The organism is Ruegeria sp. HKCCD7181, from assembly GCF_057221055.1.
In genome coordinates this window covers 105,509-117,401 of record NZ_JBWVBC010000011.1, presented here as the reverse complement: position 1 = coordinate 117,401, position 11,893 = coordinate 105,509, and the positions used below count along the sequence as shown (strand labels likewise).

Annotated in this window: 9 protein-coding genes and 2 pseudogenes; 6 read left to right on the top strand and 5 right to left on the bottom strand. The window is 57.8% G+C overall.

The window, feature by feature from the left end; all coding sequences use genetic code 11:
* Position 1: 1 nt before the first annotated feature.
* From AC2TCY_RS19120 to AC2TCY_RS19100, 5 genes are all read right to left on the bottom strand, one after another.
* The gene (locus tag AC2TCY_RS19120; protein WP_480849832.1) at positions 2 to 523 is read right to left on the bottom strand and encodes a TRAP transporter small permease; all 522 of its coding nucleotides are present in this window, start codon (positions 521 to 523) and stop codon (positions 2 to 4) included.
* A gap of 3 nt (positions 524 to 526) precedes the next feature.
* Positions 527 to 1,573 (bottom strand): TRAP transporter substrate-binding protein, encoded by a 1,047-nt coding sequence (locus AC2TCY_RS19115; RefSeq protein WP_480849830.1) that lies wholly within the window; start codon positions 1,571 to 1,573, stop codon positions 527 to 529.
* Positions 1,574 to 1,661: 88 nt separating this feature from the next.
* Positions 1,662 to 2,075: an acyl-CoA thioesterase gene (locus tag AC2TCY_RS19110; protein WP_480849828.1), complete on the bottom strand. Its 414-nt coding sequence runs from the start codon at positions 2,073 to 2,075 to the stop codon at positions 1,662 to 1,664.
* Positions 2,076 to 2,233: 158 nt separating this feature from the next.
* Positions 2,234 to 3,766 carry an indolepyruvate oxidoreductase subunit beta family protein gene (locus tag AC2TCY_RS19105; protein ID WP_480849826.1) on the bottom strand — a complete coding sequence of 511 codons (1,533 nt, stop codon included), beginning with the start codon at positions 3,764 to 3,766 and terminating at the stop codon, positions 2,234 to 2,236.
* A complete protein-coding gene (locus AC2TCY_RS19100) occupies positions 3,763 to 5,910 on the bottom strand; it encodes a thiamine pyrophosphate-dependent enzyme (protein WP_480849824.1) in 2,148 nt (715 codons plus the stop codon). The genes AC2TCY_RS19105 and AC2TCY_RS19100 overlap by 4 nt, the downstream gene beginning before the upstream one ends.
* Positions 5,911 to 6,026: 116 nt before the next feature.
* Between AC2TCY_RS19100 and AC2TCY_RS19095 the strand changes: the two genes are divergently transcribed.
* From AC2TCY_RS19095 to AC2TCY_RS19070, 6 genes and pseudogenes are all read left to right on the top strand, one after another.
* Positions 6,027 to 6,980 (top strand): LysR family transcriptional regulator, encoded by a 954-nt coding sequence (locus tag AC2TCY_RS19095; RefSeq protein WP_480849823.1) that lies wholly within the window; start codon positions 6,027 to 6,029, stop codon positions 6,978 to 6,980.
* Between the two features lie 277 nt (positions 6,981 to 7,257).
* Positions 7,258 to 7,756: pseudogene (locus tag AC2TCY_RS19090) on the top strand (IS6 family transposase); the annotation flags it as partial.
* Positions 7,757 to 7,939: 183 nt separating this feature from the next.
* The gene (locus tag AC2TCY_RS19085; RefSeq protein WP_480849821.1) at positions 7,940 to 9,370 is read left to right on the top strand and encodes an NfeD family protein; all 1,431 of its coding nucleotides are present in this window, start codon (positions 7,940 to 7,942) and stop codon (positions 9,368 to 9,370) included.
* A gap of 2 nt (positions 9,371 to 9,372) precedes the next feature.
* Entirely contained in the window at positions 9,373 to 10,137 is a 765-nt protein-coding gene (locus AC2TCY_RS19080) for a slipin family protein (RefSeq protein WP_480849819.1), read from the top strand.
* A gap of 7 nt (positions 10,138 to 10,144) precedes the next feature.
* Positions 10,145 to 11,053, top strand: a complete 909-nt coding sequence (locus tag AC2TCY_RS19075; RefSeq protein WP_480849817.1) for a complex I NDUFA9 subunit family protein — start codon at positions 10,145 to 10,147, stop codon at positions 11,051 to 11,053.
* Between the two features lie 343 nt (positions 11,054 to 11,396).
* A pseudogene (locus AC2TCY_RS19070) lies at positions 11,397 to 11,885 on the top strand (NADH-quinone oxidoreductase subunit J family protein); the annotation flags it as partial.
* Between the last annotated feature and the right edge of the window lie 8 nt (positions 11,886 to 11,893).

Genomic DNA, 11,893 nt, shown 5'->3' with positions numbered 1-11,893 from the left:
GTCAGTAGGCCTCGCTTTGCCGTAGCTTTGACAGTGCCTCACCCAAAGTGATCAGCGAGGCCACAAACAAAAGGAACAGAGAGATCAAGGCAGGGACAAAGGCCCACCAGATCGGAATTTCCAGGATACCGGTGAATTCGGAGTATTCCCGGTAATCCTGCAATCCGGCGCTCATGCGCCAGATCATCAACGCGGCAAAGGCCAGCGCTATGAGACCTGCAAACACCGACATCAGGGCAATGGCCCGCGGGCTTGCCCGCATGGTGAAGATATCCGCCGACACGTTCGCCCCGACCAGTTGGCAATAGGGCAGGAAACAGAACACGGCGATAGCCGCCCCCATCTCTGTCAGCTCGAAATCACCCGGGAACGGCTTGTTGATGATTGCCCCGGCCAGGATCGACCAAGCATTCACCAGCACGACTCCGATCAGGACAAGACCACCCAGCAGTGCCCACCCGGTTATGGCGCGGCGGGCGAGGCCGACCAGCCCCGCCTCCTTGGTGTTTGCAGCCCCCGACATGGCTCAGTTCGTCGCCATGTTTTCGGACACCAGCTGTACTGCATGGTCATACAGCGCCTGACCGTCGATTCCCTTTTCGGCCATCTCTTCGATCCAGCGGGTCACTACCGGCGCCATGGCGGCCTCGAACTCGGCCCATTCCGCATCGTTCAACTGAATATGCTCGTTGCCAGCCTTAACTGCCAGCCCGATGCCAAACGCTTCAGCGCCATCCCAGATTTCACCAACCTCTGCGTGCCATTCGGGACCGGAGTTATCAATGAAGATCTGCTGGATATCCGCCGGAAGGCTGTCCCAACGCGCCTGGTTCATGACAACCGAGAACGAGGTGGTTCCAAGGCGCTTACCTCCCGGACCTTCGATCTGGTATTTGGTCTGCTCCTGAATTTTCAGCGGTGGAATAATCTCGAACGGGATCATCGCGCCGTCGATCACCTTTTTCGACAGGGCGACCGGGATCTCACCCACCGAGGTTTTCACCGGACTCGCGCCAAGCGCTTCCAGCACCCAGGCGCCGGTGCGCGATGGAATCCGCATTTTCTTGCCCTCCAGATCAGCGGGCGAGCGTACCTCGTCGGACACCATATGCAGGGCTTGACCGCCATGCACATGCTGGAACAGCGCGGTCATACCCTTGAAATCCTGGCTCAGTTCATCGGCATACATTTCCTGCATCGCCAAATTCACGGCAGCACTGCTACCTTGATGCACGCCGGGCAGTTCAAACACTTCGGTACGCGGGAATGACCCGGCCGCATAGGCGTTCACAATCCAGGCCATGTCGACCACACCGTCACGCACCTGACGCGGCAATTGCGGCGGCTTACCGCCCAGTGTCATTGAAGGGAAAATTTCGATGCTGATACGCCCGTCCGAGGCTTCCATGATCCTTTCGGCCCAGGGCTCCAGCATTTGACTGTGTGCCGGTGCCTTCGGGCTCAGGAAATGGTGCAACTTGAAATCGAACTCAGCCGCAGCTGAGGCGGTGGCACCCGCAGCGGCGACGGCGATGCCAAGGGCGATCGCCTTGGTTTTTGCAACAACGTTCATTGGTCTTCTCCTCGTAGACTAGCTTTGACTTCCCGTCGCCGACGTAACCCGGCGACCTCCCAATCAGCTTTACCCGTTCACACCCGGATCAGGCAGTGAACAGTGCTTTGACCTCCTCCGGCACAGGACAGGACATAATCCCCTTGCCATCTTCGCTCCGTTTTACCAGAACCCGCTTTTCGAACCCTTCCACGGCCAGTGTCTCTCCCCGCAGCAGCTTGTGTTCGACATCGAAACTTGCCCGCCCGAAACGGGTTATCCGGGTTTCGATGGTCACCGCCTCCCCATAGCTTGAGGGGACATGGAACTTGGCCCGTGTGTCAACCATCGGAAATCCGACAACGCCGTACCGGCCCACCAATTCGGGCTTCGGCAAGCCGGCTGCCTTGAAGTGGTTGGCGGTCGAGGCGTCAAACCACGCGAAGTATCGCGGATAAAAGACGATGTCGGCTGGGTCGCAATCGCCCCATTCGATCAAGACGGTCCGGCGGCTGGTTAGCATGTCGGATCTCCCGGAATCGGCGCAATGGCCCGTTTCAGTTCACCATAGTTTCCCTAGCGTACGAGGGAAAATGACTTTTCATCGTATTTGGTTATCATTTCTAGCAACAAAGTGCAGCAACCTGACGCGTTTGGCATCGCTGTGAAGCAACGTTCACGCTAAACGGCCTGTTTCAGGTTGGGAATTGGGGCCGCGACCGGTGATCCATTATCGAGGGCCTGGTCGAGCTTGGCATGGCTGTCGTCGGCTAGCGCCGCGCCGATGGCCGCGCGCAGAGCTCCTGCAGCTTCGCGCTCGGTCCCGTCGCGCAAGGCGGGCAAGACGATTCCGGCCATGATCCTGTCATAGGCGGACTTACCTCTCAACAACGTGTCGGAATAGCCTTTTAAAACCCGGGGCAGCTCTGCCAAGCCCGCAGCAAACTCGGGGGCACGACCAAGCGCCGTGGTCATCGCGCTCATCCAGTTCTCGATGGCGTGCTGTTCGTTCGCAAACCGGTACGACCGCCGCCGCATCCGGCGGAGGCTCGCCACGCCGCGCAACATCCAATACCCGGCAATCCCGTTCGACCGGACATGAATACCCTTGCCGAGAAACGGAAAGGAGCCACCGTTTTCGACCCGTTTCATGACGCGCGCGCCCAGCGATACCGGCAGAATGTCGGCAATCTCTTCGGCGCGCGGCTTCATGTATTCGGTGATGGTCAACACTTGACCTGGTTTCAGCTGAGCCTCGGCATGGATGCGTTCGAACCGTTCAGGCCGGGTCTTCAGATCGGCAACCCGCGCCACATCCTCATACGCCATCCACAGTGCCAGACGGCGGCAACCTTCCTTGACCGCATGCAGGGCCTGGTGGTTCGACAGGTCGGCGGCCGTCAACAGCTGATCAACCCGATCCAGATATTCTTCGCCATACTGCGTGTCCTGATAGTCCGTACAGCGGTTATGGCCATGCCCGATCACGGCACTCAGGTCGTCAGGCAGGTGCGACAGGTCCCGAGGGCTAATCGGCCTCGGGGTGATTTCCGCCTCGGGCTGCACTTCTATCCTTTCTCCGGCTTGCAGCTTTCGTACCGCGGCACAGGCAGTGTCGAACCCGGCAAGGCTGGCCGCCGCCGATTTACCGGTGCCGAACACTTTGCGGGAATGATCCAGGTTCCAAGGCAGAACCCCACTGCCCGCCAGCGCGCCGAACATGGTGGCACTGACGAATGTGCCATTGTCCGTTGCCATCTGCCCCAGATCGAGCAAGTAGCTTTCTTTCGCCATCGCCTCGGCAGTGCGGCGCACGTTCTCTTCGGAATAGCGGCCATCGCCCATCGCGATCTTTTCTGCGGTCGAGTAGAACCGTGCGGTCGAGCTTATGAGCGTTGTGACTTTGGGCGAGACGTATCCCGCTGCCATTGCCCGCGCGCTTTCAACCAGTTCGCTGGACAGAACCACATCCACCCGACCCGGCATGGGAACCAGGCTGAGCACGGGCGTTTCTGCCGTCGCAGGGGCGATTTCGATGTAGTAACTGGTGGACCCGGTGCGCTGCGCCACTCCGGGGACGGATGTGGCCTGTGCGACCAACCCGGCGTCGCGCGCGGCACCGACAATCCAGTTCATCAGCACCCCGCCGCCTTCGCCGCCAAGAGCGGCCAGCAGGATACGAAGCGGCGGGGTCTGTGTGTATTGCATGCTCATGCGGCTTTCACTCCGGTCATCAGGCTGCGGAAGCGGGCTTTGGTTCGGTCCCACCAGTTTGGGTTAGACACGATCTCGGCCCGCCAGAACGAGGGGCACAGCGTGGCGGCATGGGCTACCTCACCGCACAGCCCGCAACCGACGCAGCCATTGTTCACGTGTGCCACCGGATCGGTTTTCAGCGGATCGGTCGATGATTTGATCGTCAGCGTCGGACAGCCCGACAGACGGATACAGGAATGATCCCCGGTGCAGGTGTCTTCGTCCACTCCGAACCGGGTACGCGCAACCCGTTCGCCGGCAGCCAGGGCCTTGGCGCGGATCGGCTTGATCCGGCGTTGGCGTTCCAGCTGACATTCGCCCTCGGCTACGATCACCTTGAGTCCATCGAATTTGGTGCTGAAAGCGTCCTTGAGCGTCTCGCGCATTTTGGACACATCGTAGTTATGCACCGTGCGAAGCCACTTCACTCCAACACCTTTCAATGCGTCTTCGATGGTGGTTTCGCCATCGGTGGCACTTTTCTCGGCCGAGGCCAGCTTCAGCGTCTTGTCCGGAGAAGAGATCACCTCCTGCGTGCCTGTGGCCGAGGTATAACCGTTCTTCATGATGACAAGGATACCGTCCCCGCCATTCAACAAACGCGACGTGACCCCGGACAAAAGTCCGTTGTGCCAGAACCCCCCATCGCCCATCACGGCGATGGGGCGTTTCTCTTGAAAGCTCGCCACTGACGAGTTGGAAGCAAGGCTCATACCGTAGCCCAAAATGGAGTTGCCGAAGTTGAACGGGGCAAAGGTGGCAAAGGCGTGACAGCCGATGTCGGCGGAATAGTGGACTTTACCGATCTCCTGCTCGGTCAGTTTCAGGGCTGAAAAGAAAGGCCGTTCCGGGCAACCGGTGCAAAAACCGGGCGGACGCGGCGGCACTGGATCGGCCAACAGTGCCTTCGCCTCAGACCGAAGCTCTGCGATTTCCTCGGCATAGCTTACGTCACCCAGGAGGTTGCCGACATTTGGCAGATGCTGACGCAGGAACTTGCCCACCCCGGCGCCCATGACTTCGGAAGTGTATTCCCCCGCCATCGGCAACACATCCTTCCCCGCCAGTATCACAGTCGATCCGGCGCGGCGCAGGATTGTGCCGATTTCATTCTCAATGTATTCAGGCTGACCCTCTTCCAGAACCAGTACCGCGCGTTTGTCTTCCGTGAACTTCAGGATCTCGTTGGGCACCAACGGATAAACCACGTTCAAGGCCAGGATCGGCAACTCACAATTACCGTGCGCATCCGCAAGCCCCATCTCGGCCAGCGCGCGGATCAAGGCGTTATATAGCCCGCCCTGCACGATGATGCCCACATCCTTTTGCGCCCCATCAAACCATTCGTTCAGCTTGTTGTCTCGGATGAAGTCACGTGCGGCCTGCATGCGCTCGCCTGATTTCAAACGCTCATGGCCAAAGGTGACAGGCGGGTGTGCCAGTTGGTCGTAGTTGTGCGGCGCAGGTTCCGACAAAACCTGCTTCATCGAAATCGCGGGCGCGATGTTGTCCTTGGTTTGAAACGCGCCTTGAACATGGCAGGCGCGGATGCGCAGCTCCATCATCACCGGCGTATTCGACGCCTCGGACAGTTCAAAGGACTTTTCGACACAATTAACAATGCTGGGCAGGTTCGGGCGCGGGTCCATCAGCCACAGGGTCGATTTCATCGCATACGCATGGCTGCGTTCCTGAATGACACTGGACCCTTCGCCGTAATCCTCGCCGATTACGATAAGAGCCCCACCCATGACGCCCGGCGAGGCCAGATTTGACAATGCATCAGCGGCCACATTGGTGCCGACGATGGATTTCCAAGTGACTGCACCCCGCACCGGATACATGATCGACGCCCCCAACATGGCGGCGGCTGACGCTTCGTTGGTGCAAGGCTCCACATGCACGCCCAATTCGGACATTTCCGGAGCTGCCTGAACCATCACGTCAATCAGGTGAGACACCGGAGAGCCCTGATAGCCACCGACATAAGAAACGCCCGATTGCAGCAACGCTTTGGTGACCGCGAGAATCCCTTCGCCGTGAAACGTCTCACCGTTGCCGAGTTTCAGCTTTTCAATTTCTTTGGAGAATGAAACTTCCACGGCTGTATCCCTTGTCGTCTGGCGTTTTCACTACCGGTCCGAAACCGGAGTTGCCGAAACTATCGCGACAAAGTAATTATGCGTCCAACGGATATTCCGAATGGACTATATTCACGATGTCAATAAATCTGCGTACACTGGATCTTAATCTTCTCCGCGTTCTAGTAGAGCTGGGTGAAACCGGTTCGGTTTCCGTAGCAGCAGCGCAACTTGGCCTAAGTCAGCCTGCCTCCAGCAATGCTCTGTCCAGGCTACGTCACGCTCTGGGTGATCCTTTGTTCGTGCGGTCACGTACAGGGATGGTGCCAACACCATTTGCCGAGCGGATCATTCCAGATGTCCGGCGCCATCTGGATGGGCTTTTCGAATCTCTTGGCGAGGGGAGCGAATTTGATCCTGCCAATTCCAAACGAGTGTTTCGCCTGTCGTTATCGGGATTGGGAGAAACTGTATTTCTGCCGCAATTGGCCATTAGGGCGCTGCGGATCGCACCGGGCATTAAGTTGTTTAATCACTCGACTCCGCTGCCAATGCTGGCTCAATCATTGGAGGATGGCGATGTAGATCTCGCGATTGGCATGGTCAATATCCGCGAGCGGGGTATTCGGACGGTTACATTATTTGAAGAAAACTATGTGGCGATTGTAGGCAAAGGGTTGGATCGACGCCCAAAAAGTTTGGATGAATTGAGGAAGGAAAAGATCGTTCTTTCTGTTCCCGAAGCAACTTATGCCAAAGATATCAACGATTCAATTTCACGCCTCGGTCTATCTGGCAGCGTCGTCCTGCGCGTAGGATACTTCGGAGCCTTGCCCCAATTGCTGTCGCAGCTTGACGTCGTGGTCATCGCTCCTCGGCAATATGCCAACGATCTCAGAAGAACACATCAGATAGAGGTTTTGCCGTTTTCAATTTCGAGGACAGCCGCAAGCATCAAAATGGTCTGGCACACAAGAACAGAGTCGGAATCCGCCTGCGTCTGGCTTCGGTCTCAAGTTGCCGACCTGTTTTTAACATCAAAGTCAGACCTAGAGGGCTCAGTACAATCACGCAGCGCTCGGCGACAGTAAGCAGTTGTGTCGAAAATTTCGGCTTCAGATTGACGAGAAAGGTATTTCGATAGTTTGCAATCGGATCTGTCCCGTTTCAGCAATTCGCAGAATTGGCTGTTTAACCCGTTAGCCCGGCGAAGTTTCTACGGTCAGCAACAAACTTCGCAACAGACCCTTCCGGTGTCTATGTCGCTAACTTTCGGCTCCGACGCCTCAGTGCTAACGGCGTCTCGATACTCGAACGAGGCGGGCAGTGACAATCTCATTCAAAGGCGCACCATTGATCGCAGACTGAGCATGTCGTCAGAAGCGTTGCTGCGAACGATTCTGGCGAATGGACTAAACCTATGCGCGCGTCAAAGGAGAATGGGTCTACCAATACTGAGCGGTCGACAAACTCGATAAGACTCTTGATTTCATGCTGTCTAAACGGCAGGAACAAACCTGCTGCGACGAAATTCTTCGCACTAATGTTGGAATGCAGCGGTCTTTCGCGAAATATCGTCATAGACAAGAACGGTGCGAACACCGCTGGTATCAAGACCATCGACAAGATGCTGAAGGGCTTTGGTTGCCCAATTCCAGTCGAGATGGTCAGGCGGAAGTATCTGAACAATCTCGTCGAGCAGGACCACCGTTTCATCAAACGGCGCACTCGACCGATGTTGGGGTTCAAAGCGTTTGCTTCAGCAGCGGCAACGCTGAACGGAATCGAAGTCGCTAACAAGGTCCGCAAAGGTCAACTCACGTCTGGACTCTGCCCGTTTCAGCAGTTCGCCCGATTGGCAGGATAATCGGCTCATCAACAGCAACTGTGCTGCTCTCAATAAAGTTTGCGACAAAACCCAACCAGACGGTACCCGCCAGAGAAACAACGAGGCGGCACAATCGGTTCCGACGCTGCCAACCGGCAGTAAGGGGGATCAGAATTTGAGCAAGAGGCGGATTGTGCTACCTTCTGTTGTGAGGAAGCAAATATGGAGACTGCGAAGCAACGGTTACAACTCCTCTGCCTCATCATCCTGAGCTTCCTGTCGGCGGACCGGTTAAACGGCCAGGTTGATATGGCAGACGTGCCTGAGAACCGGGTGTTGCACACGGTGATCGAGGGGCCAATTGGCCCGGCAACCGTGCATCATATTACGCGCGTGCTAGAGCATTCACGAAATTCGCCGACGTCCGCGGTTGTATTGCAACTCAACACGCCCGGCGGGCTCGCCGACGCAATGCGCGAGATAATATCGGAAATACTGCTGTCGCCGGTACCGGTGATCACCTATGTCGCCCCGCCCGGTGCCCACGCGGCCAGCGCGGGCACTTACATCATGTACGCAAGCCATGTCGCAGCGATGGCGCCGGGAACGAACCTTGGCGCGGCCACTCCGGTTGCGATTGGAGGTATGCCTGGCGGTTTGCCGGAACAGCCGCTCGACGAGGCGGATGAAAAGGACAAGAAAGCCAAGGAAGAGGCTGAGAGCGACCCGCTGGCGCCAAAGGATGCCATGTCGGCCAAAGCCACAAATGATGCCGCTGCCTTGATCCGCAGCCTGGCCGAAATGCACGGGTGCAATGCGGATTGGGCTGAACGCGCCGTTCGGCAGGCCGAGAGCTTGTCGGCGGAACAGGCACGCGAACTGAATGTTATTGATCTGATTGCCGCAGATCTCAGCGCGCTTCTGCGGGATGCGGACGGGCGCAGCGTGGTGATGGGTGAATCCCGACTGACTCTGGATGTCTCCGGTCAGCCTGTTGAACGGATCGAGATGGGGACGGTCACCCGGATTCTCAGCATTCTGTCGAACCCAAATGTGGCGCTGGTTCTGATGATGCTTGGTGTTTATGGCCTGATCTTCGAATTCTGGAACCCTGGTGCGATTGTTCCCGGCGTTGTCGGCGCAATATGTCTGACGCTGGGGCTTTATGCGCTTAATCAGTTGCCGCTCGACTATGCGGGGCTGGCCCTGATCGGACTGGGCATCGCCTTTATGGTGGCCGAAGCCTTTTCGCCAAGCTTTGGAGTGCTGGGTCTTGGCGGGATTATCGCCTTTTCGCTGGGGGCCGCGATGCTGGTGGACACGGATGTCGAAGCCTACCAAATCTCGTGGTGGCTGATCGGGGTCATGGCGCTGGTCAGTACGTCGATCCTGGCCGTGCTTCTGGGGTACACGGTCCACACCTACCGACAAGCGCCGGTATCGGGTTCGGCCCGCATGCTGGGGGCGCCGGCCCGTGTGCTGGACTGGTCCGATGGGACTGGCTTTGTCTGGGTCGAGGGTGAACGGTGGCAAGCCATGGGAATACCCGGTCTCCGGCCCGGACAGGACGTATGCGTTCTGGGGATCGACGGTCTCACATTACAGGTCGGGCCAGAGACCGGAAAGAAATCAGCTGCTGACGAAGGAGCATGATGATGGAAGTATTCCAGTTCGAATGGGTCGCCTATCTCATCGGGCTGGTGCTGGTGTTCCTGTTCCTGCAGGCGGCGATCTACATTTTCCGGGAATATGAGCGCGGGGTTCTATTCACGCTGGGGCGGTTCACGCGGGTCTCAGGGCCGGGATTTGTCCTGATCATTCCGGTTGTGCAGCAGCTTGTACGTACCGACCTGCGCATGTTCGTCGAAGATGTGCCCAGTCAGGATGTGATCAGCCGCGACAATGTTTCGGTCAAGGTCAACGCGGTCATCTATTTTCGCATCGTGGACCCACAGCGCGCGATCATAAACGTGGCCGATTTCCGGGCCGCCGTCAGCCAATTGGCGCAGACCACCTTGCGGTCGGTCCTGGGAAAGCACGAGCTGGACGAGATGCTGGCGGAGCGTGACAAGCTCAACGCTGATGTTCAGGAGATTCTGGATCGCCAGACGGATGCCTGGGGCATCAAGGTCGCGAATGTCGAGATCAAGCATGTGGATATCGATGAAAGCATGGTTCGCGCCATTGCCAAACAAGCCGAAGCTGAACGCCTGCGCCGGGCGCGGGTTATCAATGCGCAAGGTGAGTTTCAGGCGGCGTCGAAACTGGTGGAAGCTGGCAAACTTTTGGCGACCCAGCCAAACTCGATGCAGCTGCGCTATTTCAACGCCCTCAATGACATTGCCGCCGACGGTACGACGACGGTTGTGTTCCCGCTGCCCATCGATCTGCTTCCAAAAGCGCATAAGAAAGACGAATGAGGCGCATGTGACCACAGCGAAAACCGGAAAAACGGTGATTGTCCTCGGGGGTACAGGGTTCCTCGGGCGCCGGGTGGTTCAGCAATTGCAGGGCAGGGGGTTCGCCGTCGGCGTCGCAACGCGATGTCCGGACAAGGTCGCCCGGTTTGGCAATGATCCGGACGGTGGGGTCCGTGTGGTTCATTGTGATTTGAAAAGCCCCGATACAGTGCAAAGCGCGTTGCAGGGCGCTACTGTGGTCGTCAATTGCATTGGCCTCTATGTTGAAACCCGGACGGACACCTTTCGGGATGTGCATGTCGGCGGAGCCCGCACGGTCGCCGAAACAGCGAAGTCAGTTGGTGCCCGCTGTCTGGTGCATATCTCGGGGATTGGAGCTGACCGAGCCTCTCCATCCGCCTATGTTCGCGCCCGTGCGGAAGGCGAAGATGAGGTCTGCCGTGCCTTTCCGGAGGCCACGATATTGCGACCCAGTGCCATGTTCAGCCGCAGCGGCGCGTTTTTCGGGGAGTTCGACGCGATTGTTCGGCGCATGCCTGTTCTTCCGTTATTCGGTGACGGTAGCGTTCGGTTGCAGCCGGTTGATGTGGGCGATGTGGCCAAGGCGGTGGCTTCCATTTCGGAAATTTCCGGGCCCCGCGGACACGTTTACGAGCTGGGCGGGCCGGATGTGTTTACCTACAAGGAAATACTGCAACGATTGGAGCGGCGCGGTGGCAAAAATCGGTTGCTGCTGCCGGTGCCGTATTGGTTCTGGTGGTCTCTTGCCGCAGCGTTGGTCGTATTCCCCAGACCGCCGATCACACCTGCTCAGGTCGCGCTTATGCAGCGGGATAACGTGGTCGGCGGGAATGTTGCGACTTTTTCCGATCTTGCGATCAATCCGCAGTCCGCCGTCGGCTTGGGTCTGGTCTGAACGAACCACAGTGTCCGCACCATTGTTGACACCAGATCGGGGCCCTGTGCGGCGCGTAGCTTTTCACGGGAAAACCGTGAAGAACGGCGTTTCGGAGCCGCGGTTCCGACCGACCGCAAGAGAGCGCGATCCGCCGCTCCGGAGCTGCTAAAGGGTAGCTTGCATATTCGCAAAATGGGCATGAACAGATGGTTCGGGTTCGGCCCGACGACACCCAACACCGAGAAATCCTTGTTAAAAAAGGCCATTTGAGGCACAATTCATTGGTACATTGAACATTACCACAATCCGAATTCCGGCTGTATCGGGCCGGATTGAAAACGTACGTCGGGAGTCGACGTCGATGGAACAGGGGTTTTTTCTGATATTTGCAATTGGGGCCGTGGCGGCGGCCCTGGGGGTGGTGTTGGCGCGCAGTCCGATCCACAGCGCGGTGGCGCTGATGGCCTGTTTCGTCAATGTCTCGGCAATTTTCGTGCTGCTTCAGGCGCCGCTTCTCGCGGTTATCCAGATCTTTGTCTATGTCGGGGCGATCCTGGTTCTGTTTCTGTTCGTGACCATGATGTTGGATATCCGTGAAGCAACGCTGCGGCGGTTTCTACCAGGAAGCAACTTCGCTGCTCTCGGACTAGTGGCGTTGCTGGGGTTTGAGATGTTGGCACTGGTCCTGATGGGTCAGAAGTTTCCGGAAACCGTTGCGGGGACCTCAACCGGCGGTGAGATCCGCGAGCTGGGCACCACTCTGTTTGCCGATTACCTGCTGCCCTTCGAAGTGGCTTCGGTCATCCTGCTTGTCGCTCTGATTGGTGCCATCGTGTTGGCACAGAAGGAGTCGCGCTG